This window comes from Legionella resiliens (assembly GCF_021344005.1).
Lineage (GTDB): Bacteria > Pseudomonadota > Gammaproteobacteria > Legionellales > Legionellaceae > Legionella > Legionella resiliens.
In genome coordinates this window covers 946,923-972,098 of record NZ_JAJTND010000004.1, presented here as the reverse complement: position 1 = coordinate 972,098, position 25,176 = coordinate 946,923, and the positions used below count along the sequence as shown (strand labels likewise).

The window sequence follows — 25,176 nt, the reverse complement described above, 5'->3', positions numbered from 1 at the left end:
AAATCGGACTATGGATAATACCTATATACCACAAGAAGTTGAGGAACAAGCTCAACAGTATTGGCATAAAAAACAATCATTTAATGTTTCAGAAGATTTAAACAGAGAGAAATTTTATTGTTTATCCATGTTTCCCTACCCAAGTGGGACATTGCACATGGGGCATGTTCGTAACTACACCATCGGTGATGTTATTGCCCGTTATCAACGTGCTTTGGGTAAAAATGTGCTTCAACCCATAGGTTGGGATGCATTTGGCTTGCCTGCTGAAAATGCAGCCATCAAAAACGGAATCCCTCCTGCTGAATGGACCAAAAAAAATATAGAGTCCATGAAAAAACAATTCTTACGTCTTGGTAATGCCTATGATTGGCGACGTGAAATTTGTACTTGTGCCCCAGAATATTATCGATGGGAGCAATGGTTTTTTATTCGATTATTCGAAAAAGGGTTAGTGTACAAAAAAAATGCCGTGGTAAATTGGGATCCTGTGGATCAAACCGTTTTGGCAAACGAACAAGTCGTCGATGGGCGCGGCTGGCGTTCTGGCGCTCTTGTGGAGCGGAAAGAAATTTCCCAATGGTTTATTAAAATTACAGCTTATGCTGACGAGCTCCTCAGTTCACTAGATACATTGGACGAATGGCCTGCACAAGTAAAACAAATGCAACGCAACTGGATAGGCCGCTCAACTGGAACCGAAATTCATTTCAATGTCAATAATTATCCCAAACGATTAAAAATATATACAACCCGCCCTGATACCTTAATGGGGGCAACCTACCTTGCAGTAGCAACGGATCATCCCCTTGCCAAGGAAGCAGCAAGTGCTCATAAGGAAGTCAAAGAGTTCATTGACAGTTGTCAAGGTACTAAAATGGCTGAAGCAGAACTTGCTACCATGGAAAAACGAGGTATTGATACGGGGATGTCGGCAGTCCATCCTATTACTGGTGAAGAACTACCGATATGGGTGGCAAATTTTGTGCTTATGCAATACGGTTCTGGAGCTGTAATGTCAGTCCCAGCACACGATCAAAGAGACTGGGAATTTGCACGCAAATACCAATTGCCTATTAAGGAAGTTATTAAACCTGCAAATGACAAAAAACATGACTTAAGCAAATCTGCTTATACCGAAGAAGGGACATTAATTAACTCAGGTCAATTTGATGGATTAAGCTCCTCCCAAGCAGTGGAAACTATAACCAGTTTCCTTGAGGAACATGATGCAGGAAAAGCAACAATTAACTATAGGTTGCGTGACTGGGGCGTATCAAGACAAAGATATTGGGGCACCCCTATTCCCATGATTTTATGCGAACAATGTGGTACTGTACCTGTTCCAGACGAAGATCTTCCAGTAATTCTTCCTGAAAATGTAACAATCACTGGAACCGGCTCACCCCTTGCTCAATGTCCAGAATTTGTTAACGTAAGCTGTCCCAAATGCGGTCAGGATGCATCTCGCGAGACAGATACTTTTGATACTTTTGTAGAGTCATCTTGGTATTATGCTCGTTTTGCATGTAAAGGTCAGGAAAATGCCATGCTTGATGATCGAGCAAAATATTGGACTCCTGTAGATCAATATGTGGGTGGAATTGAACATGCGGTAATGCATTTACTTTACGCTCGCTTTTTCCACAAGCTGATGCGTGATGAAGGTTTAGTGAATTCGGATGAACCATTTAAAGCGCTGTTAACCCAAGGGATGGTTTTAAAAGACGGACATAAAATGTCTAAGTCTGTGGGAAATGTCGTCGATCCCAATCATCTTATTGATACTTATGGAGCTGACACTGCACGCCTATTTGTTATGTTTGCTGCACCTCCTGAGCAATCATTAGAGTGGTCAGATACTGCTGTTGAAGGCGCGCACCGTTTTCTAAAACGCGTCTGGGCTTTTGCCCATCAGCATCAAAATATGTTCATTGAAATCAATGACATCATTCTAAGTGGCAATGGACATGTGAACTGGCAGCAAGTAGAAAGTCGGCTAAAGAAATCACGTCTTGTTGTGCACCAAACTCTCGCACAAGCGACACATGATTATGATCGAAATCAGTTCAATACAGTAGTTTCAGGCTGCATGAAGCTGTTTAATGAAATATCGAGCTATTCTATAGAAACTGAAGAAGATAAATTCTTTATTCACTCCAGCATGAGTATACTGTTGCGGTTATTGGCTCCTATAACACCACATATTACCCATCATATCTGGCAACAATTAGGCTTTGAAAAAGCAATTATTGATGCAAACTGGCCAAGAGTAGATAAAGGTGCCCTGAAAACTGATGAAGTGGATTATGTAGTTCAAGTTAATGGGAAACTAAGAGCTCAATTTACCGCGGCTGTAGATGCTGCAGAAGAAACATTAATTGCTGCAGCCAAAGAACATGTAAAAGATTTTCTGGCTGATAAAATAGTAAAAAAAGCAATCGTTGTTGCACACAGGCAATTAATTAATTTGGTTGTTAACTAATGAAGTATGGCCAATCTGGTGTTTCTAAAGTCCCGCATGGACTTCGCGTACAATTTGTGGGACTTGAACAACAAAAACATCAAATTGCAGTTTTACGCTGTCTAATACCGTTACTGCTCTTATTATTACTATCAGCTTGTGGGTTTCATCTACGAGGTATGGACAATGTCCCTGGATGGCTTAATAATGTAGCTATTATTTCTGAAAACGATGACAAACAATTCGTCTCAATACTGCAATCCCGACTGGAAGGATCCAATGTTGAAGTGAATCCTGATCCCTCTCGAGCACGATATTGGTTAATTGTTAATGAGGTTAACTTACAACAACAGATCATCAGTGTTGGAGCAAGTACAAATCCACGCCAATATACTTTAACTTTAACTGTAGTATTTGTATTGAAAACACGCGCAGGCCAAGTTATTAATGCTCCTGGTAGAATAAGTATTTCCCGGGAACTTATATTAAATAATAACAGAATTCTAGGTTCTAAAGATGAAGAAAGTATTTTAATTGGAGAAATGAAGCAAGATGCTGTGACCCAAATAATTTATCGACTTAGCCATCTGCAAGAACCTAGAACAGGTAGCGTGGGGTAAGAAAAAAACGACACTGCACATGCTTAAACTAAAATTATCATGCAAATCAAACAACAAATGCTTGCCCAGCAAGTAGAAAAAAAAATTGCCCCGCTCTATATAATTATTGGGCAAGATAATTACTTGCTGGAAGAGTCTTTAGCTACTATAAAGTCAGCCATCCAAAAAAATTATAACTATGATGAGCAACTCATATCCATCCAGTCAGCAGAGGATTGGAATACTGTAAAGGAAGAAGCAAACAGTTACTCCTTATTTTCAGATACCGTACTCTTAAATATTTTTTATGATAAGAAATCCATAGACGCTACGGGAAAGAAAATTCTCACGGAATACCTTAACTTAATTAATTCACGTTGCTTCATTGTTATTAGAGCGCCGAATGTACCTGCGAAACAATTACAGTGGATATCATCTCATCAACAGGCTGCACTTGTCCTATCCTATCCGCTTAATTCAGAAGCAATGAAAAGTTGGATAGTCACGCAGTTAAAGAAAAATTTCATGAGTTATGATCTGCAAATTCCCGATTTAATTCACCAATATACACAGGGAAATATGCTGGCTTGTGCACAAGCCATTGAAAAAATAGCATTATCTTATACTCCTAACAGCAAAATTGAGGCGCAACACGTATTGGAGCACTTATCCGATCAATGTGACCATAATCTTTTCGAGTTAGTCGATGCATGTCTCCTTGGCCAAGGGGATAAGGCGATTCAGATTTTACGTCATGCGGCAAATAATAAGACAGAAGCTACTTTAGTCTTATGGATGCTTAGTCAGGAAATAAGATTAATCATACAGCTGTCTTATTTAATGGAAAAGAAAGTTGATATTCAAAATGCATGCAGCCAATTAAAAATTTGGCCCCAGCGTGTCAACCTCTATAAAATATGTTGTAATCGATTTAATCAAGCAATATTGCAGCAGCTTCATCGATATTGTTACTCTATCGACGAGCGTATTAAATCGAATAGCTCATATAGCCAAGTATGGAATTCCCTCGAAAACGCTGCCCTCTCGCTTTGTCTGGGGAAATTAATGGGTGACACATGCACAGCATAGCTATTTTTGGCGGCACCTTTGATCCCATACATAATGGTCATTTGCAGGCCAGCAAATTTATTCAAACACATATTAAATTTGACTCGTATATCTTTCTTCCCTGTAAAACACCAACTATAAAGCCTCCAACGCTAGCTAACAATGAGCAAAGAGTGGAAATGTTAAAGTTGGCAATTAAAGAGATACCAGACTTTAAGCTAGATTTACGAGAGATAGAACGCGACACCCCCTCTTATATGGTTGAAACTTTGAAAAGTTTTAGGCTGGAATACTCAAAAGCATCGATAACTTTGATTATTGGATATGATGCCTTTCTATCATTACCCCGTTGGCATCAGTGGGAGAAAATTATTACTCTAGCGAATTTACTAGTAATCAATAGAAAAGAGTTTGCCAGACAAGCTGTGCCAGAAATTATGCAGGAATTTTTAGAAAAGCATCAGATTAAAAGCAAAATAGAACTCTTAAACACACAAGCTGGAAGTGTCTTTTTATTTGATGCAGGCAATTATGATATTTCCTCCACTTTCATTCGGGAAGAAATAGAAAAGGGAGCTGATGTTAAAAACATGCTCCCTCACACAGTCTATGAATACATCAAAGATCAGGGCTTATATCAATAAAATTAAAGGACTCATTTGCCGATACCGTTTGTTTAGCTTTATTAATTAAACCGGGTAAAGAACCAGATATCCAGTTTATAACCGGTACAAGCTGATTATAAATTCTGGAGCTTTGAACGTATTGCTGATATGGCAAAGAAGTCATGCTGAGTATTGCGAAGATAAGAGAAAGAATGAAAACGCCACGGGCAAAGCCAAAAATACCGCCCAAAACTTTATCCATAGCACCTAAACCGCTTCCCCTTAAAAAAAGGCCAAGTATCGCATTAGCAATACCCCCAGCGATTAAAACACCAAGTACAACAATAATAAAACCTAATATTGTACGAATTGATTGATCTTGGATATATGGTTGCAGATAGGGATTAAGAGCTCCTGAGTAGTTATAACCTACCCATACTGCTAATATCCATACTCCCAAAGCAATAAATTCTTTAATAAATCCTCTTAACAAACCAGTAATTGAGGATAAACCAATTATTACTATAAAAATTAAATCAACCCATTGAAATTGCATGGTTAGCTAACTCCAGTATTGACTACAAAACCATTCAACTGCAGGGCACTTGCCAATTGAATTTTCAATTTCATTACATCACTTTTAATAGGTGAATGTCCTGCATAAACTTTATAAATAACCCCTTGTCGTCCAGCAGTTTTGATGTAACTTGCTTTATATCCTTTGCTACGTAATTTACTAACTAAGGATTGGGCATTGGCTAACTTTGAAAACGAGGCCAGTTGAACAGCATATATATTTCTTTTGTAATTTTTAGTATCGCTTGTATTTACTTGAGCAATTACCGGTTTTTTAATCGTTTTAGGACTCACATTTGCTACCGGTTTAACGGGTGTAGCCGATTTAGCTGGTATTGTTGCAGCTACTACTTTTACTTGTTTTTTAACAACATTTTGCGCGGCATTGCTTAATGCTAACTCTATGGGTTTCGCTACAACTACAGTATTCGCCTTAGTTGCCTCTGCCTTAGCAACAGAAATAGCGGCATCATCAGCTTTTTGAACGGATTGAATGATGTCTTCTTTTTCTGGATTTAACTTTTTTTGTTCTACGGCAGGAGGAATTTCAATCTTGGCTATTTTTATGGTTTTAAACATCTCCTTTTCATCCGTTATCGCTACATCAGGAGTTGTTGGTTTAGGAGGTAGCTGTACCTTTACACTAAAATTATTTTCAAGGCGTTGACTTGATTTCTTCATCATTGCAGGCAGAAAAATTGCACCTAATGATAAAACAACAGCCACACCAACCAAACGATGTTTTAGCTTCTCATCAATTACTAATTTCATTGAATCTCCTATTAGCCATAACATGACTCACAGTAAAAAATGACCCATAAACAACAATTAAGTCACCAGGTTTAGCTTGTTCCAATGCGGCTTCAAAAGCTGCAAAGGGGTTATTATAACAAATTCCCACAGGAATTTCTGCATCCTTAAAAAAGGTGAGCAGCACATCTCCACTAACAGCACGTTTATTATCCAATTGTGCAGGATACCATCTCTCAACACAATCCTTCAAAGGCATAATCAGGCCCAAAATATCCTTATCTTTTAATGCAGAAAAAACAGCGTGAATTTTTATTTTCTTCATCATGCGCAAAGTATCTGCAAGTAATCTTGCCGATTGAGGATTATGAGACACATCAAATAAAGTGCTCACCTTGTCTTTATGCAATTGCAAACGACCGGGAATATAAATACGCTGCATGGCAATTTGAAAATGGGTACGTGTCACTGGCAGATGATGTTCAAGTAAAACACCTGCAGTAATTGCAGCAGCAGCTGATTTGAGCTGTATTGATGGTTTAGGCAATCCATAAACAGAGGAAAGCTTCAGTTTTTCCTCGTAATGAAGATTCCAGACAGAATTTTCTTCTTGAATAGAGAATTCTTGGCTCCACAAATAGGCAGGAACACCAAGTTGCTTCGCTACATGAGTTACTGATGCAGGGGGATTAATATCAGCATAGATGAATGGTTTACCAGAACGAAGGATACCCGCTTTCTCATAACCAATCGCATCAAGTGTATTTCCTAAGTACTCCTGATGATCAAAATCTATAGTAGTAATTATGGATAATTCTGCATCCACAATATTCGTAGCATCCAACCGGCCACCTAATCCCACTTCCAGAATAATGATATCCAATTCCATTTTTTTGAAATGCCACAATGCTGCCAAAGTAGTCATTTCAAAATAAGTTAAAAGAGCTTCTCCACGAACTTCTTCGATAATACTAAAGGCTTGACATAGGTCATCATCAGAAATGGGCGTTAAATTTACTCGAATACGTTCATTAAACTGGATAAGATGAGGTGAGGTGTAGGCGCCAACTTTATATCCGGCAACATGATAAATCATTTCAAGGGCAGTTACTGTTGAACCTTTTCCATTAGTACCCGCTACAGTAATAACAGGACAGCATGGGCGTTGCAGACATAATTTTTGTGCAACTTCCATAATACGCGTTAAACCAAGTTGTATTTCATGAGTATTTCTAGTTTCTAAATCATGCAACCATTCATCAAGAGATTTTTTTCGAAACGCTGCCGGGGAGGAGAATTGCTTCGTCGATACGGTACTCGAATCCTCATGTACGCTCGTGTACACTCCAGTTCTGTGCTCCGTGTTTTCTCGCACCTCTCTCTTTACAGCGTGTTTCGTAAGCGGTCTAATACGATCCTGCTTTGGCAACTGAATCCCCTAGACTTTTGCGCGTTAATTTAGATATCAATTCAGCAACAACTGGACGGATATCTTTTCTTTCGAGAATCATGTCGATATGTCCATGCTCTAACAAAAATTCGCTACGCTGAAACCCTTCAGGTAAAGTTTGTCTTACAGTTTGCTCAATAACTCTTGGACCAGCAAAACCAATTAACGCATTAGGCTCAGCAATAATCACATCTCCCAGACTTGCAAAGCTGGCAGAAACCCCGCCCATGGTTGGATCAGTCAACACGACAATAAAAGGTAAGCCCGTTTCAGCAAATTTAGCCAGAGCAGCTGAAGTTTTGGCCATTTGCATTAAGGAAAAAAGCCCTTCTTGCATCCGTGCACCACCACTTGCAGTAAAACAAATATAAGCTCTTTGTTCTTTTGTTGCTACTTGAATTGCACGAACAAATTTCTCCCCTACCGTAGCTCCCATGGAGCCGCCCATAAAATTGAATTCAAAGGATCCCACAACTACAGGTTGTTGTAATAACGTACCTTTGACAATAATCAAAGCTTCCTTCTCACCTGTTGTTTTTTGTGCTTGTGAGATCCTGTCTTTATATTTTTTTGAGTCCCTAAACTTTAACCGATCCTGGGGCTCCAATAATTCAGCAATCTCTTCCTGGCCTCCCTCATCAAGAAATTGCTGAATTCGAGTCCGTGCAGAGATCCGGTGATGGAAATTACAGGAGGGACAGACCATTAAATTCTTTTCTAATTCAGTGCTATAAAGAACTTCATTACAGCCTGCACATTTAAGCCATAAACCTTCAGGAACTCCTTTTTTTTGGGAGGAGCTCGTACTCACTCTTGAAGGCAATAGTTTTTTAAACCAACTCATAATTGGAACCCAATATTATAGAATCGTAATATTATACACAGAAAAAAATATTCTTAAATGCACATGAAATCGAATTGGAATTTTTCTTTTTGTATGATCTTTTTATGCAGCTGCATACAGTGCGTATACTGGGGTCAGGTTTCGTTTGCACTGTGATTCATCCCAGGTTATGTGCCTTGAAGTTAAAAAAAGTAAAATATTGAAAGAATTAGAAACAAAAACAAAGTGTTCAAAAAATGCAACCCATTCATTTTAATAAATAAATTTTCCATTTTTTTTTAAAAAAACAAGGGTGAGCCTAAAGTTTTTTGCCGGATGTCCGATAACCTTTTTGCGTACGGTAAATTCGCCATTTAAAAGGAATTTGCCAATTTACAAATGTCCCAAACCAGGGATTTAGGTCTGAGGAGACTATAATATGGCTCAAATTATTAATACTAACGTGCCCTCGTTAATTGCTCAACGTAACTTGTCTAAATCAAGTAACGCTATGGCAACTGCGATACAAAGATTATCATCTGGTTTAAAAATTAATAGTGCAAAAGATGATGCTGCAGGGCTGGCAATTGCAACCAATATGACATCACAAATTCGGGGAATGGACCAAGCAGTGAAAAATGCTAATGACGGTATTTCACTCGCCCAGGTTGCCGAAGGTGCGATGCAAGAGTCAACTAATCTTTTACAACGCATGAGGGAATTAGCGCTTCAATCTGCAAACGGAACTTATAGCCAATCCAACCGTCAAGCGTTACAAAATGAAGTAAATAACCTTTTGAGTGAAATGGATCATATTGCTACGAGTACACAATTCAACGGGCAAAGTATTTTGAATGGTGCTTATACTAACGCTTCTCTGCAAATTGGCTCTAATGCAGGTGAAACCCTTTCATTTTCGATAAATAGTATTGCCTCCTCAACAATAGGTAGTATCGCTTATCAACAAGGAACCGAAGTAAGTGCCGCCGCTGCTGCTGATGTTACTCTTGCTCTTGGTTCTAATCCAGCGGTTAGTGTCAGCTCGTCTGCAAACTATGTGGGAACAGCAAACGGCCAAGACAGCTCATCCGCATATGCTAAAGCAGCTGCGATTAATGCTGCAGGTGTTCCTGGTTTAACAGTAACCGCATCAACAAGTGGTACCCAAACTGTTGGAGCTATAGGTGGCACTGCAGCGGATACTTATAATCTGACCATTAACGGTGTTGATATATTTACGAACCAAGACGTCTCCACTGCATTAACGAATACAGATCTTATGGATGCAATCAATGCCGTAAGCAGCCAAACAGGGGTTGTGGCCTCTCTAAATGGCGGTGACATGACGTTAACTGCAGCAGATGGAAGAAACATTGCCGTAACTGAAAGTGGTACCGGATTTATTGCAGGTACTGACGGACTCACAGTCACAGGTGGTCCATTTGCAGCAACCCTGCGCGGACAACTCACTGTAAGTGCTGCTCAAACTATTTCTGTAGGGGGTACTCTGGCTGATGTCGGTTTATCAGGTACCATCAGTCTGGATACAAATGGTGTGAATAGTATTGACATCACGACCCAGGATGGTGCAGAGCAAGCAATATTGAGAATCAGTGCCGCCTTAGATAGTGTCACTAATAATCGCGCTGCATTAGGTGCTTTGCAAAACCGACTTGATGCAACAGTAGCTAACCTGCAAAACGTATCTGATAATATGTCCGCAGCACGAGGCCGTATTCAAGATACTGACTATGCAGCAGAAATGGCAAGTTTAACTAAAAACCAAATCTTACAACAGGCAGGAACAGCAATGTTGGCCCAGGCAAATGCGATGCCACAATCTGTTCTTTCCTTGCTAGGATAGTTGTAAGAAAGTAAAAACCGAAATGCGGCAATTGCCGCTTTTCGGCTTATTTTATATCCCAATGATTAAAGTATCAATCAAGGGAAAGGAGTAAAAAAATGACTATGGAATCGATTCCTCCAGCAAATAATAAATTGCTACAAAGTGATTCAGTCAAATTAAAAGATAAAAACATTAAGCCTGTGACTAAATGCGCTACGTCGGATCTGAATCTGGATACTGATTCGAAACAGGCCATAGACCATGCCACAGGCCTTCTGCAAACTATAGTAACTGATAAAACCTCAGATAAAATAATACGCAAAATACCCTCAGATGAGTATTTAGGCTTACTTAACTTGCTTGATGGGATAATTAGTGGTTCTATAGATAAACATGTTTGATGCAATTTATGGATAAACGTAATTTCATTGAGATTACTAAAACAAATAGGGAATATTATGGGCCTATCAACTCCAGGCATTGGGTCAGGTTTGGACATTAAAGCAATGGTCGAAAGCATGGTCAAAGCCGATCTCATGCCAGCACAAGTACGACATGATAAAAAGCTTAATTCCGTTACCACTGAGTTGTCTGCTTTTGGTCAATTAAAAAGTGCCATATCCAATTTTCAAGCGACACTCAACTCCCTATCTTATGCTAGTGAATTTAATAAAATGAATTCGTTACTCAACGAAGCTGGGTATGTTTCTGCCTCAGTGACAGAACAAGCAGCTGAAGGCTTGTATCAGATAAAAGTGAATCAATTAGCTCAAGCGCAAAGCCTTGCAAGCGGTTATTTCGCTAACAATAGTTCTTCGATAGGCAGCGGAAGCATCACGATAAACTTTGGTACATACAGCAATGACAATGCAACATTCACACTAAATACTGAAGTGTCTCCTGTAACAATTAATATCACTCCAGGAAACGACAGCCTTAATGCAGTTCGCGATGCCATCAATGCCGCAAACACAGGTGTTACCGCAGCAATTGTACAAGATAGTGTTGGCTCAAGATTAACGTTAACTTCATCCGAAACAGGTGAACAATATGCGATGCAAATTACAGGTAGCCTAACTGCTATGAATTATGACCCGACAACCGCCAATACCTCTTTAAGTCAAACCATGGCTGCCCAAAATAGCCAGGTACAAATTAATGGATTGCTTGTGAATGAAAGCAGTAATCGATTGGAAAATGCGTTAACAGGAATCACGCTCGATCTTCAACAAGCTGATCCGGCAAAAACAATCACTTTAACCGTGAAAAAAGATGTAGCTCATCTCAAAGGCTTAATTAATGATTTTGTCAAAAAATATAATGATTTTGTCAATTTCATCACTGCTTTAACTGGTTTCGATATGGAAACCAGGAAAAGAGGAGTATTGCAAGGTGACGACAAGCTTAGGGATTTAAAAATAAACATATATCACTTAGCCACTAACCCATTAACTACTGATGGGCCCATCCAAAGTCTTGCTGATCTGGGGATTACCAGCGATAAGCATGGCTTGCTGGAAATTGATCCCGATATGTTGGATGAAGCGATTAATAATAATTATCAAGATATTAAGAATTTATTTGCAAAAAAAATAACTGCTACCGATCCAAATATTAAAATTAATTCATTGGATACCGAAGTTGCTGCAGGAGCATATGATGTCATATTAAATGAATATACTCCAGGCATTAGCATGTCAGGCACCCTAGGAGGCGTGTTGGCCAACTCAACAGATGGAATTACTCTAAATGGTACTGGTGATTTCAGTACATTATCAATTGATGTTCTTTCTGGGCTTGCTGGGGATAGAGGACAAATTATCGTCAGTGATGGGTTAGCCTCATTAATTGATGGCTATTTAGGTTCATTAATCGATGAAGACGGTGAAATTGAGGAACGAATAGACCGTTTAAATACTCAGGCACAACAATTAGATGAAATGCAAGAACACATCAATGAACGCAGCATTACTCTTGAAAAAAGATATTATAAACAATGGAATGCCGTAGATCTCTTAATCTCGCAGATGCAAAACACCAGCAATACGCTTACTCAAATTTTGTCGAATCTACCCAAATTGAAAACTAAATAATTGGAGCATTATCGATGAAGAATCCAAATCAACAAGTTATAAATCACTACAAAACAATTGAATTAAAAACTCGTATCGATGCTGCCTCTCCTTATGAATTAATTAACTTGTTATTGCAAGGTGCGCGAACTCATATTGCCACAGCCCAAGGCAATATTGAGCGAAAAGAAATTCAAGAAAAAGGAGAGCATATTAGTAAGGCATTAAGTATCATTGAGGGTTTAAAAACCAGTTTAAACCACGAACAAGGTGGTGAAATAGCAGAAAACTTACTCCAAATTTACATGCATATTGAATATTTACTATTAAAAGCAAATCTCAATAACGATAAAGAATTGTTAGCGCAATCCAATGCATTACTTGCGCAAGTTCACGAGGCTTGGCAAAAAATTTCCCCCAGCAGTTCAGAGCCTGACTCTTCGCTTTCATCCTGATTTTTATCTTTGAAACATAATGATGCCTGGGTTTGCACAGTAAAACCCAGGAATTTCTTACCCAGTTCTCCACATGATAGTATCCTATAAAAGTCATGTATAAAGTTATTTTTTAAAGTGCCGCTATAGAGGATATAATGACCCCAATTGAGATCATTTATGAAAGTTATGATATCAATAATCGTCTCTATTTATTTATTTACAATAAGTCAACTCGCTCTTGCTCATGCGAGATACGGTGAAAATTTATGTAATTCATCGGACTATTTTTGTATGAAAATTAAAAATGGTGAAAGCTGGGAAAAGCTATTCCCTAATCCCGAAGAGCGAGACATGGTACGACGAATTAATCGTATGAATGTTGCGTTACATTCGGGAATGACTATAGCAGTACCGAAAAATATCGACCGCTTGACTATCTATGATGTTTCTCCTTTCCCAAGATATATTGACTCTCAAGGAGAAAAAGCAATTTATATAAGCCAAAAAAAGCTAGCTTGGGCAGCCTATGATCAAGATGGTGAGCTCCTTTGGTGGGGACCTATTTCGTCAGGGATAGGAAAATGTCCAGGCGTCATCGGAGGCTGCAATACACCAACTGGTTCATTTCGCGTTATTCGCAAGCAAGATATTGATTGTGTGTCCACTGTATTTCCGAGAAGATCAGATGGCAATGATGGTGGTGCTTTAATGCCCTATTGCATGCATTTTTTTAGAGGCTATGCGTTACATGGTAGTTATGATGTACCTGGATATCGAGCAAGCCACGGTTGTATCAGGATGTTTATTGAGGATGCGCGTTGGCTAAATGAAGAATTTATTGACCTGCCGGGGGATGGAATGAAAGGAACCCGTGTAGTCATTGATCCCCCGGACTACCCAAACGAGCAATAGACAAATAATAACCAAACTGTTAATATTTTATATGATGAAATTTATATGTTTGTATGGTAATGTTGCCGGTTGACTTTTTGATTTAAAAAACTGCATTAAAATGGAACACAAGGTTTAACCACCTGATCTACAGGACTATTCCCAGTTTTTCTTCAAAATGTATATTTCACATGTTTCATCAAAGTGAAGTTTTAGAGCGTAAAAGTAAGGACTGCATACGAAAATTTTTAAATTGAAAAACGCCAGGATGGCTGGCCATAAGTAATAAACTGTAATCTTGGCCCAAGAGTGATAATACAAAATCAATTTCGTATCGATGAATCTGGAGAGTTATAAAATAATGGCACACTACAATACACGGTCCGACTCAGTAGCAAGTTTTGGGATACAATCAATAATGCCTTGGATGGTATGGGGCTTAGGTTGCTTATTTTATTTTTACGAATGTCTTTTACAAGTTTCCCCTAGCGTTATGAGTAATGAATTAATGAGGGATTTCTCCGTTACTAGCCAAACATTAGGAATTCTATCCGGAATCTATTTCTATTCTTATGCAGCCATGCAATTACCTGGCGGTGTCTTAATGGACTATTTCGGTCCACACCGATTATTAACTCTAGCGACTATAGTTTGCGCTGTCAGTACCATTGCATTCGGAATGACAGATAACTTTTTTATGGCCTGTGTGGCACGTCTAATGATAGGTTTTGGCTCGGCATTTGCGGCTGTAGGTACAATGAAGCTCGCAGCGAATTGGTTTCCTGCTCAGCGTTTTGCCTTACTTACTGGCCTCATGGTTACCATAGGAATGTTAGGTGCAATCGGTGGGGAAGCACCTTTGGCATTGTTAATTGAATCCTTTGGTTGGCGCCACAGCATGCTCATTATGGGTATTGTAGGTCTTATTCTGGCAGTCTTGCTTATTGTCATTGCTCAAGACACTCCTAAAAATTATGAAAAAACTCACCACCCTTCTATTAAAGAAGAACCCTTAATACCAAGTTTATTAACACTGATAAAAAACAAACAACTTTGGTTGGTTGCTTGCTATGGCGGTTTAATGTATATGGCTACTCCTGTTTTTTGTGGTCTCTGGGGGGTTCCCTTTTTGATGACTAAAATGATGATCACTAAAACAACTGCCGCAAATTATATTTCTTTAGTGTTTATCGGTTGGGCAATTGCCAGCCCCTTATGGGGAATATTGTCGAATCGTATTGGTTTACGCAAACCACCTATGTACATAGGATGTATCGGCGCACTTATAACCTCCATAATTTTTATTTTTGCTCCAATTAATAACCCAATCTACATGGAGATTTTGTTGTTTGCGTTTGGTATCTTCTCCGCAGGCTTTTTACCTGCATTTACTGTAGCCAAAGAGTTATGCAATAAAAAATATGTCGCTACAGGTTTAAGCTTTATGAATATGATGAACATGATAGGTATTGCACTGGCACAGCCACTTATTGGCTATATTCTTGACAAAATGTGGCAAGGTGAAATGAATGGAAGTGTTAGAGTATATCCATTGGAGGCTTACCATACGGGACTTGCACTTCTTCCCCTGGGAATGCTTACTGCCTTAATTATTTTGCCCAAAATTAAAGAAACTTATTGCCAAAGTGTACATTAATGAAATAATACGAAACTTCCTGGGATACAGTAACCTGGGTGCAAAGCCGGACTCAGGTCTACCTGCTACGGATTGTACTCTCACTCAGGCTACACATTTTTAAAGTAGATTTGATATGGCTAAAAAATTATACATCAAAACCAACGGCTGCCAGATGAATGAATACGATTCAACTAAAATGGCAGAAGTTTTGTTGCAATCACATGGCTTAGTCAAAACGGAGCACGTTGAAGAGGCAGATGTGATATTGCTTAATACGTGCTCTATTCGTGAAAAGGCACAAGAGAAGGTTTTTTCGCAATTAGGACAGTGGCGTGAATATAAAGCTAAAAATCCTCATGTGGTAATTGGTGTGGGTGGCTGTGTTGCAAGTCAAGAAGGTGAAGACATTATTAAAAGAGCCCCCTTTGTTGACATCGTTTTTGGTCCACAAACATTACATCGACTTCCCACATTGCTTAATGAACGAATGGAAAAGAAAAAGCCAGTTGTTGATATCAGTTTCCCAGAAATTGAAAAATTTGATCATCTGCCAGCACCAAGAGCTGAAGGACCTACGGCATTTGTTTCGATTATGGAAGGCTGCAGCAAATACTGCAGTTTTTGTGTCGTGCCTTATACTCGCGGCACAGAAATCAGTCGTCCTTTTGATGACGTACTTGCTGAGTGTTATCAATTGGCAATCCAAGGTGTCAGAGAAATCAATTTATTGGGACAAAACGTTAATGATTACCGTGGAGTGATGGAAAATGGTGATATTGCGGATCTGGCACTTTTAATTCATTATCTTGCTGCCATAGAGGGTATAGGCAGAATTCGCTTTACTACATCCCATCCTTTGGCGTTCTCAGATAATTTAATTAATGCCTATGCAGAAGTGCCTGAATTAGCGAATCATTTACATCTGCCTGTACAAAGTGGTTCCGATCGCATTTTAGGGTTAATGAAGCGTGGTTATACTGCTTTGGAGTTTAAATCCAAGATCAGAAAATTGCGGAAAGTACGCCCAGACATTCGTTTATCAACAGACATTATTGTTGGCTTTCCAGGAGAAACAGATAAAGATTTTCAGGACACTATGGATTTGGTTCATGAAATAGGTTTCGATACTTCATTTAGCTTTATTTACAGTCCAAGACCAGGTACTCCAGCTGCAAATTTACCCGATGAAACCCCTATGGAAGTAAAAAAGCAAAGATTGCAGATATTACAAAACAGGCTGGTATTAAACGCCTCACGGTACAGCCAATCTATGATAGGAAGCACCCAGAAAATATTAGTTACTGGGCACTCTAAAAAAGACTCCCAACAGCTGTCTGGTCGTACTGAATGCAATCGGGTGGTGAATTTTGATGGTCCCGCTCATTTGATAGGACAATTCGTCGGCGTTCAAATTAATGATGCATTACCTAACTCATTACGAGGACGCCTCGTAGCAGCTGAGACTGAAACGATTTGATGATAGAACATATTCATAAACAATTAACTGTTCCGCGCGAGCATCACAATCAACGTATTGACAGTGTGCTCGCCTATTTACTGCCTGAATACTCACGTTCGCAAATCAGCAATTGGATTAAAAACGGTACAATAACGCTTAACCAAAAGCCATGTAAACCTAAAGACAAAGCTTTAGATGGAGATTTGATTGAGATTAATGTTGATTTTACTTTAATGGAAAAGGATTTTAACCATTGTATTGCCGAGAAAATTCCCTTAAGTATTGTTTATGAGGACGAAGACATTTTAGTACTCAACAAACCTGCAAACATGGTCGTTCATCCTGGGGCAGGAAATAAAGAGCACACATTAGTCAATGCATTGTTGCATCATGAACCATCCTTACATCATTTGCCAAGAGCGGGCATTATTCATCGATTAGATAAAGATACAACAGGCTTATTAGTCGTGGCAAAAACACTCCCCGCACATACTTCTTTAATCCGTCAAATGCAAGCTCGCGAAATTCAACGTCATTACATTACTCTAGTACAAGGCCATATTATTTCCGGCGGTACGATTGATACTGGTTTTGGACGAAACCCACGAAATCGATTAAAAATGGCCGTTCAAGAGCAAGGCCGGCAAGCAATAACTCATTATTCGGTAAAAAAACAATATCAGGATTTTACTTTATTAGACGTCAAGCTGATGACTGGGCGAACACATCAAATTAGAGTCCATTTGGCTTATATCCATCACCCGGTTGTTGGTGATCCACTTTACGGGGGACGTATGCGATTCCCAGCTCAAGCTAAAGAGCAATTGCGCGCCCTGCTCCAAAACTTTAAAAGACAAGCACTGCATGCATGCATGCTCTCATTTTATCATCCAAAAACAGAAAATGAGTTGACGTTTAAGGCTCCAATACCTGATGATTTTAAACTTCTTCTTAACACATTGGACCAGCATTATGAAGACTAATCCAGCTAATTGGCCAGCACCAAAAAATATCACAGCCCTTAGTACAACTCGTTTATCAGGATATAGTCAAGCCCCTTATGACAGTAATAACATGGGCTTGAATGTAGGGGACAATGATCACCACGTCCTGCAAAACAGACAACAACTTATGGAGTTGTTGCAACTGCCCGGCGAGCCACAATGGTTACATCAAACCCATGGGACTCATTGTGTTATTGCAGAAGAAGATCCAAACAGAAATGCAGATGCCTCAATAACCCGCTCAATGAAACATCCTTTAGCCATTCTTACTGCTGATTGCTTACCTATCATGCTTTGTAATGTTCAAGGCACGGAGATTGCAGCAATTCATGCTGGTTGGAAGGGATTAGCGCATGGTATCATTGAAAAAACACTCGATAAAATGGAGAGTTCAGAGCCAGAGGTATTAGCCTGGATAGGCCCCTCAATCTGTCAAAAGTGTTATGAAGTCGGAGAGGAAGTATATCAAACTTTTACCGATACATACCCTTTAAGTAAACAGGCATTTAACCCCGTTAATGGAAAATGGCTGGCTAATTTGCCTCTAATTGCTGAAATTGTTTTGAACTTAAAAGGCATAAAAGCCGTTTATCAGTCTGGTTTATGTACTTTTGAGTTAAAAAATGAGTTGTATTCCTATCGAAGAACGTCACAAACAGGTAGAATAGCTACCTTAATTTGGTTTAATGATCAACCTCAGGATTAATAATTATGATAAAACATATCAAATTCATTATAAGTAGCCTGCTTTTTTTAACGGTCTCGTTAACTTACGCAGCTAATGCGACTAATGAAGCAGCGCCTACCCCTATGCCCAGTTTGGCTCCCGCTTTAAAAAATATTATGCCTGCAATTGTGAATGTTGCGGTACAAGGTTATCTACCTCCTAGTGCATCTCCTGGTGCAGCTGGAAATGATGAAGAGGCTCAAAACAGCAGACAACCACACCAAGCAGCTCCTGAAAAAGGGCGTAAATTTGAAAGCATAGGTTCTGGTGTGATTGTGGATGCAAAACATGGGATCATTATTACGAATGATCACGTAATCCGCAATGCGAGTCTTGTCACGATTACTTTACAGGATGGCCGACGCTTAAAAGCAAAACTGGTCGGTAGTGATAGTGAAACGGATTTGGCCATATTAAAAATTAATGCCACAAACCTGAAATCCTTGCCTATAGGTGATTCGGATCAACTACAAGTGGGCGACTTTGTAGTAGCTATTGGTAATCCTTTTGGCTTAAACAGTTTTGGCAACAGCCAGTCTGCAACGTTTGGTATTATCAGTGCCTTAAAACGCAGTGATTTAAACATTGAAGGCGTAGAAAACTTTATTCAAACAGATGCTGCAATTAACCCAGGTAATTCTGGTGGTGCTCTGGTTAATACAAAAGGAGAATTGATCGGGATTAATACCGCCATTCTTTCTCCTTATGGCGGTAACGTAGGAATAGGTTTTGCTATCCCCATCAACATGGCAAAGGATGTAGCACAACAAATCATTAAATTTGGTTCTATTCATCGTGGCTTAATGGGTATATTTGTTCAGCATTTAACACCTGAACTTGCTCATTCACTTGGATATCCCGAAGATTTCCAAGGTGCATTAGTATCACAAGTTAATCCAAACTCTCCTGCTGAGCGTGCTGGTTTAAAATCAGGCGATATTATTACCCAAATTAACAATACAAAAATCACACAAGCGACTCAGGTAAAAACGACGATTAGTCTCTTGCGTGTAGGTTCAAATGTTAAAATGGTTGTTCAACGTGATGGCAAGACTATTACGCTGGATGCAGTCGTTACTGACATTAAATCACATGAACAAAAACTGCAATCAGAGAATCCTTTCCTTTATGGGCTGGCATTAAGAAACTTTGAGCAAGAAACACCGCCTCATGGTAATGTTATTGGCGTACAAGTCGTTGGTGCCTCTGAAACAAGTGCAGGATGGCGTGCAGGTTTAAGACCTGGAGACATTATTATCTCTGCGAATAAAGAGCCAATTAAAGACGTTAAAGCATTACAACAAATGGCCTTACATAAAAAAAATGAGTTATTAGTGCAAATATTACGTGGACCAGGTGCCATGTATCTATTGATCATCTAACTTACTAGACAATTTATCCTGGGTGAAGCACTGCAGAACCCAGGACTCCTCCCCTACGCGCACTTCCAAAATAGTGCCTGCGCCTGTATAGACCTCATGAAAAGCACTGCTGTACATGTGACTTCGGGTACTTTAGACTCAGAACCTCAATTGTTATGCAGATATCGATCTTAAAGCATAAAAGTTAATACCAATTAGTTAATTACAAGCTCAATGAGCCTGGAATACTTGCTACTTCTTCCTCAAAAAACTGGAGAGGAATCTTCCTCGCATTGGATACATCTAAAGAAAACTCCAGGTGATTCATAATGAGTTCGTTAACTATCATAGTCACCATGGTCAAAACTAAAGAAGTTAATAAAAAAGTTTCATAGTTTAGATCCAATTTGAGAGCTAAAAGAGATGCCAGGAGTAAGCCCAAACAACAGGCAATTCTATTTCTAATGGTCTTATTCCAATAAAATGGGCCGCTTTTTTCGTTTCGCAATCTTTGTTCAAGCCTCAATTTCGCAAGTTGATTTTCTTTGTAGTTATGGTAATCCGAAGCTGCTCTTTATAAGTGTGTGGGAAGAAAAAGCAATTAGCTTTCTGGCTCATCCAGTTAAAACGTTTGCAACTTAAAGCAAAAGAAACCATATCGTTTGGCTTAAGGATATAATTCTTATCTTTATTGCGTGCATTAAGAATCTCCAATAGCATCTCGCTAGCTAATTCATCAAAAGGATTTTGATTTTGTTGATTGATGTTATGCATCGACTTTTCCTTTATTTTTAGCAGAAACCTTTTGCTCCTCTGTGAGTTCAAAAAAAGTATCTGGGTATCCTTAGTCTGCCAAATCACCCGGCTATACTCAATAAGTTTTTAACCCTCTGATTTAAGATAATTTTTAATAAATAGAGGTCCAGTATTTTATGAAATTAAAGTTCTAAATTTCCTAATTAAGAGTACGGCTGACATTTTTTTCTTAAATCGATTTATTGATTATGCTTTTGTTTTATTGAACTTAAGCCATTATAAAAAATGATTAAGCATACTTAGGGCATGTTAACAATTCATTCCCCTTGCCTACGTGCCGCGAACAAGTCGCGGCACGTAGGCGATGGGGATAAATTGTCAACATACCCTAGGAATAATCAGAAAAAAATCAAAAAAATAGGGTAACAGACTTGACAATTTTCCATTAAAACGACAAAATCACGCCTCTTGTGGCTATGTAGCTCAGCCGGTTAGAGCGCGGCACTCATAATGCTGAGGTCGGTGGTTCGAGTCCACCCATAGCCACCATTTAGATCAATAAGTCACAACAAACATCGAATAAAAACTTATACTTAGGTGCATTCATAACAGAACCACAGAGTTTTCCTACCTTTCTTGAGGATCCAGGAACGAATAATTATCATGCGATTTTCCTGCTATGAAAATTGAGATTTAAACATACTGATTACAGCGAAGATAAAGCATATCTGCTGATGCTGAAACCTCACATATTGGTTAAGTAACATGACAGTACAGGAACAAAAAATTAATCGTGAAGTGTTACAAAAAACGATACAAATGCTTCAACAGCATTTTGCAACCCAAGTAGAAATAAACTCCATACAGTTTCTCAGTGAAAAAGAGCGACGTAATATTGTGGCGCGTATCACTCTAGCGAGTAAATCAAACTCTATTCCAAGAAGCATCATTTTTAAACAATCCCTCCCTGAAGCATCAGATCGTGATGACAAAGAGGCTTATGCTCGCTTTGCTCGCGATTGGGCAGGTCTTGAGTTTGCAAATCAGATTCATCAGAGTATGCATAATATGCCTCGCTTTTATGGTGGTAATAAAGAATATCGATTTATTCTTATTGAGGATTTGGGAAGACAGCATATAAGTTTAGTGGACTCTTTAACACTTCCTTACCGGGATAAGGCAACGCGTGCCTTAAATCGATTTATGAAATCATTAGGAAGTTTTCATGCAGCAAGTTATGGTAAAACATCAATGTATGAAGCACTGTTAAAGAAAATTCATGGAAACGTTGAAACGCTGCAAGAAGATTTGGATTTTACACGTACTGATTTAATCGAAAAATTGCATGCAGCGAATAAAAAGTTACATTTACCGTTAACAACAGAATGCATTAATGAAGCGAATTCCCTGATTGAATCTTTACTTAAACCAGGCCCATTTACTGTGCTTACCCATGGCGATATTTGTCCAGACAATGTTTTTGATCATGAAGACACACATGATTTGCAACTTATTGATTTTGAATGGGCTTTTGTACGCAATGCGCTACTCGATGGTACTTATCTTAGAATGAGCATGCCTACATGTTGGTGTGCCAAATCCATACCTGAAGAAGTCATCATCCCGTTAGAGATTATTTATCGAGAAGAACTCAAACAAACCATTCCAGCGGCATCAGATGATTTAGCATATACTAAAGCCTATACTGAAGCGTGTGGCTTCTGGTTATTGCAACAAACCCTCCCTTTTCTTGATTCGACTCTAGAAAAAGACAGAGTTGGTCCCTCAGGACCTGTTCCAGCAAATTCATTATGGAAGGACGAAGAAAATTGGGTTAGGCCAAGAGTTTTATCGCGTTTGCACGCGTTTATTCACGTTGCATCCAGAAACAATTTATTGCCTCACTTAAAACAAATGGCAGAAAACATACTCCTCGAACTCAAGAAACGCTGGACTGCAAACTCTTTAGAATTTTATCCCGCCTTTAAAACATTAAATCAAAAATTTTATATCAGAACTTTTGAACCGGGTGATGAAACAGAAATCTATCAACTATTTTATGATACTGTCCATTTTGTCAACTGTAAGGATTATACGAAAGAACAACTCAATGTATGGGCACCTAAAAAACCCAACTTATCCGAATGGCGAAAATCTCTTGCGAATAACTATACCTTTGTAGCTATTGATAAAGACAGTAACAAAATTATTGGATTCTCGGATTTAGAAAAAAATGGGCGCCTCAATCGAGGTTATGTACATAAGGACTATCAAAAACAAGGAGTTGGCAAGGCCTTATTAGAAGCTCGTGAACATACAGCAATAGCCTTAGGAATACCAAAGCTCTTTTCAGACGTCAGCATCACAGCAAAACCATTTTTTGAAAATCAAGGATACACTACTGAAACAAAACAAACCAAAGAATTAAATGGCATTACCTTCAAAAACTATCGTATGACTAAAGTATTCACTTCTTAGAATAGTAGTTCAATCTCCTCTATTGCTTATACTTTATAAGGGTGTGTGTCGTTGCCAAATCCACAATGAACCTCAGGAAAACAAAAAACTAATATGAAATTAATTCAGCTACTAACCAAGGTAGGCGCTCCCGGTATATTTTGTATCTCCGAGGTTGATTGATTTTCAGATATTTGGTCCTGATGCTTTTGCTTAAAACTCTGGAATTTCGAGATAAGCTCTCTATCCGGTGGGGTTTTAAGATTATGTTCTGTTTGAGCTAAAGAATCAGGAGTGGACGAAAAAGAATCTTCATTTTCTTCAGAACAATTGAGTTGGAAAACACTTTGGATGTAATCAAAAAATTTAACTAATTTAGTACCAATAATTTCGAAAATATTCATTTTTCGTGATGCTTTTTCAGTAATAATATCTTGACTTGGTTTATCAAAATTCATTCCATTTTGCTCTAAAGTCTTAAGGATGTGTATATTGAGCTTTTTAACTTGTTCTTCGGATAGAGATATCTTGCTCACAATGTCTGTTGCCTGTTCAGGTCCCATATTGCTTATAAGTTCGTCTACCATATGCACATTATTAGTATTAATGGCAAGAAGCAAATATTTCTGTTGTTTCTTCTCGGTCAGAATATAACCTTCTTGGTTCAGCTTTTTTAAAAGCACTTCAAGACATTCTGGAGAATGTCCTTTTATGGCTAAGGTTATGGCATTATCCCCTCTAGAGTCTTTTTCGAGAATAATTTGCGTTAACCGAGTCCGTTGTGGCATTATGGGTAAGTCCTCTCTTAAAAAATCGGAAAGACTATCTACTTGAACTTCTACCTCTTCCATATCCAATAAATCGGAGAGATCCATTACTTCTACTTCTTCAAATTGAGTGTCTTTTTCATCTGTATCTAGAAAATCAATAATGGACTGGGTATCCTCTGTTTCCTCTAAAGTTTCTATTGCAGGATTAGTTTGAATTTTTTCGAGAATATCAATTAAAAGTTCTTTATTACCTCCTCGAGCAACCATATTTAATAACAGCCCATCATCGATACTCTGAAAAACCTTTTTTCCAAATTCATTTTCGATGAGTTTATTGAGTAATTCGGCACGGCCATCTCTCAAGGAAAGTAAAATCATGCTGAAAAATGCTGATTTCTTATCTTCTTTCTCTTGCTTAGTGCTTTCAGGACACGAATTTAATTGATTTAAAATCGGGATGATACTTTGAGTGTTATTTTTCAGTATTGCCTCAAAACCTAAATCCATAAGTTCAGTGGCAGTCCAAATTTTATTTTTATCTTTATTGAGACAGATTTGCATTAACTGTTCATTACCATTTCTAGCTATTATTATGGCACCGGTTATTGTTTTATCGTCATAAGAAGCAATAGCATTGGGATCAAGGTATTTCCTAGTATAATCTTCAGGTGTAGCTTGTTCAAAGGATGAGCTATGCTTGAATCCGGAACGAGTTAAGCGCGTGAATGTTAATGCCATGCTGCTATCCTGGAATTGGAAAACATTAGTTCGTAACTCTGTCATTAACGCCTCTTCGGAGTCAAATTTTTTGATCCCTTCTTTGTAATTAGGATCGAAAACGACATACTCACCCTTTAATCGATGAATTGTAATTGCGTGATTAGGCGAGTTAATTTTTAAAACCTCTCCATGTTGAAGTTCCATGTCTTTCAGTATTTTGGCCCAATTTTCTTCTGATGTAATTAATGGAAGTACAAAATCTGAGTCCAAAGGTTTTCCATCAATTTTTAAGGCCTTATATGAATCCCTTTGAGAAAATGTTTTTTCGAAAAGACCAGGGTCATAGGCTAAAATGACTTGACTTATAAAATGATCAATGTCTTCTTCAGGAGAATCACTTATAGTTGATTGGCTGAAGTCCCCTTCACTCATGGCTGCAATCTTTTGTAATATTTTTAAAAAAGTATCCTCTTTTCCTTGAAGCACATAATGAGCATGGACTGTAGCTAAACCATTACATACACCTGTTTCATTCCATTTTATGGGCAGATTATGCCATTTTAGATAATTGTTAATAATTGTTATTGTTTTTGCTTGTGAAATATTAAGATTTTTCATGCTCACTCGCATTGCAAAAGCAGGTTGCTACACTATTAAAAACTTCAGATATCCATGACATCAAAATGCACTTTTTCAACTCAA

Annotated in this window: 22 protein-coding genes and 1 tRNA gene; 16 read left to right on the top strand and 7 right to left on the bottom strand. The window is 38.5% G+C overall.

Annotated features, from left to right (window positions below; all coding sequences use genetic code 11):
* Window positions 1–10 precede the first annotated feature (10 nt).
* The 4 genes from leuS to nadD are packed head-to-tail and all read left to right on the top strand — an operon-like array spanning window position 11 to window position 4,775.
* A complete protein-coding gene (gene leuS, locus LXO92_RS09710; protein WP_182352479.1) occupies window positions 11–2,485 on the top strand; it encodes a leucine--tRNA ligase in 2,475 nt (824 codons plus the stop codon).
* On the top strand, window positions 2,485–3,084 hold the full coding sequence (locus LXO92_RS09705; protein ID WP_232890869.1) for an LPS-assembly lipoprotein LptE: 600 nt from the start codon (window positions 2,485–2,487) through the stop codon (window positions 3,082–3,084). The genes leuS and LXO92_RS09705 overlap by 1 nt, the downstream gene beginning before the upstream one ends.
* A gap of 39 nt (window positions 3,085–3,123) precedes the next feature.
* Window positions 3,124–4,152, top strand: a complete 1,029-nt coding sequence (holA, locus tag LXO92_RS09700; protein ID WP_182352478.1) for a DNA polymerase III subunit delta — start codon at window positions 3,124–3,126, stop codon at window positions 4,150–4,152.
* Window positions 4,140–4,775, top strand: coding sequence for a nicotinate-nucleotide adenylyltransferase (nadD, locus tag LXO92_RS09695; protein ID WP_182352477.1), 636 nt, complete (start codon window positions 4,140–4,142; stop codon window positions 4,773–4,775). Before holA ends, nadD begins: the two co-directional genes overlap by 13 nt.
* Here nadD and LXO92_RS09690 read toward each other — a convergent pair.
* From LXO92_RS09690 to accD, 4 genes are all read right to left on the bottom strand, one after another.
* Window positions 4,750–5,292, bottom strand: coding sequence for a CvpA family protein (locus LXO92_RS09690; protein WP_182352476.1), 543 nt, complete (start codon window positions 5,290–5,292; stop codon window positions 4,750–4,752). The two genes, nadD and LXO92_RS09690, sit on opposite strands and share 26 nt — an antisense overlap.
* A 2-nt stretch (window positions 5,293–5,294) precedes the next feature.
* The gene (locus tag LXO92_RS09685; RefSeq protein ID WP_232890868.1) at window positions 5,295–6,083 is read right to left on the bottom strand and encodes an SPOR domain-containing protein; all 789 of its coding nucleotides are present in this window, start codon (window positions 6,081–6,083) and stop codon (window positions 5,295–5,297) included.
* Window positions 6,067–7,314, bottom strand: coding sequence for a bifunctional tetrahydrofolate synthase/dihydrofolate synthase (folC, locus tag LXO92_RS09680; protein ID WP_232890919.1), 1,248 nt, complete (start codon window positions 7,312–7,314; stop codon window positions 6,067–6,069). The genes LXO92_RS09685 and folC overlap by 17 nt, the downstream gene beginning before the upstream one ends.
* Window positions 7,315–7,468: 154 nt before the next feature.
* Entirely contained in the window at window positions 7,469–8,356 is an 888-nt protein-coding gene (accD, locus tag LXO92_RS09675) for an acetyl-CoA carboxylase, carboxyltransferase subunit beta (protein ID WP_182352473.1), read from the bottom strand.
* Window positions 8,357–8,774: 418 nt separating this feature from the next.
* Here accD and LXO92_RS09670 point away from each other — a divergent pair, with 418 nt between their 5' ends.
* From LXO92_RS09670 to LXO92_RS09625, 10 genes are all read left to right on the top strand, one after another.
* Window positions 8,775–10,199 (top strand): flagellin N-terminal helical domain-containing protein, encoded by a 1,425-nt coding sequence (locus LXO92_RS09670; RefSeq protein WP_182352472.1) that lies wholly within the window; start codon window positions 8,775–8,777, stop codon window positions 10,197–10,199.
* Between the two features lie 98 nt (window positions 10,200–10,297).
* The gene (locus tag LXO92_RS09665) at window positions 10,298–10,582 is read left to right on the top strand and encodes a flagellar protein FlaG (protein ID WP_182352471.1); all 285 of its coding nucleotides are present in this window, start codon (window positions 10,298–10,300) and stop codon (window positions 10,580–10,582) included.
* 57 nt (window positions 10,583–10,639) lie between these two features.
* Window positions 10,640–12,274, top strand: a complete 1,635-nt coding sequence (gene fliD / locus LXO92_RS09660; RefSeq protein ID WP_182352470.1) for a flagellar filament capping protein FliD — start codon at window positions 10,640–10,642, stop codon at window positions 12,272–12,274.
* Window positions 12,275–12,288: 14 nt separating this feature from the next.
* The gene (gene fliS / locus LXO92_RS09655; RefSeq protein WP_182352469.1) at window positions 12,289–12,708 is read left to right on the top strand and encodes a flagellar export chaperone FliS; all 420 of its coding nucleotides are present in this window, start codon (window positions 12,289–12,291) and stop codon (window positions 12,706–12,708) included.
* Between the two features lie 159 nt (window positions 12,709–12,867).
* Window positions 12,868–13,602 (top strand): L,D-transpeptidase, encoded by a 735-nt coding sequence (locus tag LXO92_RS09650; protein WP_232890867.1) that lies wholly within the window; start codon window positions 12,868–12,870, stop codon window positions 13,600–13,602.
* A 340-nt stretch (window positions 13,603–13,942) separates the two neighbouring features.
* A complete protein-coding gene (locus LXO92_RS09645; protein WP_182352467.1) occupies window positions 13,943–15,238 on the top strand; it encodes an MFS transporter in 1,296 nt (431 codons plus the stop codon).
* A 115-nt stretch (window positions 15,239–15,353) separates the two neighbouring features.
* Window positions 15,354–16,697 (top strand): tRNA (N6-isopentenyl adenosine(37)-C2)-methylthiotransferase MiaB, encoded by a 1,344-nt coding sequence (gene miaB, locus LXO92_RS09640; protein ID WP_182352466.1) that lies wholly within the window; start codon window positions 15,354–15,356, stop codon window positions 16,695–16,697.
* Window positions 16,697–17,662: a 23S rRNA pseudouridine(1911/1915/1917) synthase RluD gene (gene rluD, locus LXO92_RS09635; protein ID WP_182352465.1), complete on the top strand. Its 966-nt coding sequence runs from the start codon at window positions 16,697–16,699 to the stop codon at window positions 17,660–17,662. Before miaB ends, rluD begins: the two co-directional genes overlap by 1 nt.
* Window positions 17,652–18,389 (top strand): peptidoglycan editing factor PgeF, encoded by a 738-nt coding sequence (gene pgeF, locus LXO92_RS09630; protein ID WP_182352464.1) that lies wholly within the window; start codon window positions 17,652–17,654, stop codon window positions 18,387–18,389. Before rluD ends, pgeF begins: the two co-directional genes overlap by 11 nt.
* Window positions 18,390–18,394: 5 nt before the next feature.
* A complete protein-coding gene (locus LXO92_RS09625) occupies window positions 18,395–19,792 on the top strand; it encodes a Do family serine endopeptidase (RefSeq protein WP_182352463.1) in 1,398 nt (465 codons plus the stop codon).
* A 202-nt stretch (window positions 19,793–19,994) separates the two neighbouring features.
* Here LXO92_RS09625 and LXO92_RS09620 read toward each other — a convergent pair whose 3' ends face one another.
* Both LXO92_RS09620 and LXO92_RS09615 read right to left on the bottom strand, forming a co-directional pair.
* The gene (locus LXO92_RS09620) at window positions 19,995–20,279 is read right to left on the bottom strand and encodes a hypothetical protein (protein WP_232890865.1); all 285 of its coding nucleotides are present in this window, start codon (window positions 20,277–20,279) and stop codon (window positions 19,995–19,997) included.
* A 14-nt stretch (window positions 20,280–20,293) separates the two neighbouring features.
* Window positions 20,294–20,545, bottom strand: a complete 252-nt coding sequence (locus LXO92_RS09615; protein WP_232890864.1) for a hypothetical protein — start codon at window positions 20,543–20,545, stop codon at window positions 20,294–20,296.
* A gap of 454 nt (window positions 20,546–20,999) precedes the next feature.
* On the opposite strand from LXO92_RS09615, the gene LXO92_RS09610 reads away from it, so the two are divergent.
* Window positions 21,000–21,076 (top strand) — tRNA-Met (locus tag LXO92_RS09610).
* A gap of 216 nt (window positions 21,077–21,292) precedes the next feature.
* On the top strand, window positions 21,293–23,005 hold the full coding sequence (locus LXO92_RS09605) for a GNAT family N-acetyltransferase (protein ID WP_232890863.1): 1,713 nt from the start codon (window positions 21,293–21,295) through the stop codon (window positions 23,003–23,005).
* Between the two features lie 104 nt (window positions 23,006–23,109).
* On the opposite strand, the gene LXO92_RS09600 is transcribed toward LXO92_RS09605, so the two are convergent.
* Window positions 23,110–25,092 carry a hypothetical protein gene (locus LXO92_RS09600; RefSeq protein WP_182352461.1) on the bottom strand — a complete coding sequence of 661 codons (1,983 nt, stop codon included), beginning with the start codon at window positions 25,090–25,092 and terminating at the stop codon, window positions 23,110–23,112.
* Window positions 25,093–25,176 lie beyond the last annotated feature (84 nt).

Coding starts and splice junctions, on each gene's coding strand:
- LXO92_RS09600 (WP_182352461.1), bottom strand. CDS start 25,092: ATGAAAAATCTTAATATTTCACAAGCAAAAACAATAACAATTATTAAC.
- LXO92_RS09685 (WP_232890868.1), bottom strand. CDS start 6,083: ATGAAATTAGTAATTGATGAGAAGCTAAAACATCGTTTGGTTGGTGTG.
- LXO92_RS09615 (WP_232890864.1), bottom strand. CDS start 20,545: ATGCATAACATCAATCAACAAAATCAAAATCCTTTTGATGAATTAGCT.
- LXO92_RS09605 (WP_232890863.1), top strand. CDS start 21,293: ATGACAGTACAGGAACAAAAAATTAATCGTGAAGTGTTACAAAAAACG.
- rluD (WP_182352465.1), top strand. CDS start 16,697: ATGATAGAACATATTCATAAACAATTAACTGTTCCGCGCGAGCATCAC.
- nadD (WP_182352477.1), top strand. CDS start 4,140: ATGCACAGCATAGCTATTTTTGGCGGCACCTTTGATCCCATACATAAT.
- LXO92_RS09690 (WP_182352476.1), bottom strand. CDS start 5,292: ATGCAATTTCAATGGGTTGATTTAATTTTTATAGTAATAATTGGTTTA.
- LXO92_RS09670 (WP_182352472.1), top strand. CDS start 8,775: ATGGCTCAAATTATTAATACTAACGTGCCCTCGTTAATTGCTCAACGT.
- LXO92_RS09645 (WP_182352467.1), top strand. CDS start 13,943: ATGGCACACTACAATACACGGTCCGACTCAGTAGCAAGTTTTGGGATA.
- LXO92_RS09625 (WP_182352463.1), top strand. CDS start 18,395: ATGATAAAACATATCAAATTCATTATAAGTAGCCTGCTTTTTTTAACG.
- miaB (WP_182352466.1), top strand. CDS start 15,354: ATGGCTAAAAAATTATACATCAAAACCAACGGCTGCCAGATGAATGAA.
- LXO92_RS09650 (WP_232890867.1), top strand. CDS start 12,868: ATGAAAGTTATGATATCAATAATCGTCTCTATTTATTTATTTACAATA.
- accD (WP_182352473.1), bottom strand. CDS start 8,356: ATGAGTTGGTTTAAAAAACTATTGCCTTCAAGAGTGAGTACGAGCTCC.
- leuS (WP_182352479.1), top strand. CDS start 11: ATGGATAATACCTATATACCACAAGAAGTTGAGGAACAAGCTCAACAG.
- LXO92_RS09705 (WP_232890869.1), top strand. CDS start 2,485: ATGAAGTATGGCCAATCTGGTGTTTCTAAAGTCCCGCATGGACTTCGC.
- pgeF (WP_182352464.1), top strand. CDS start 17,652: ATGAAGACTAATCCAGCTAATTGGCCAGCACCAAAAAATATCACAGCC.
- holA (WP_182352478.1), top strand. CDS start 3,124: ATGCAAATCAAACAACAAATGCTTGCCCAGCAAGTAGAAAAAAAAATT.
- fliD (WP_182352470.1), top strand. CDS start 10,640: ATGGGCCTATCAACTCCAGGCATTGGGTCAGGTTTGGACATTAAAGCA.
- fliS (WP_182352469.1), top strand. CDS start 12,289: ATGAAGAATCCAAATCAACAAGTTATAAATCACTACAAAACAATTGAA.
- LXO92_RS09665 (WP_182352471.1), top strand. CDS start 10,298: ATGACTATGGAATCGATTCCTCCAGCAAATAATAAATTGCTACAAAGT.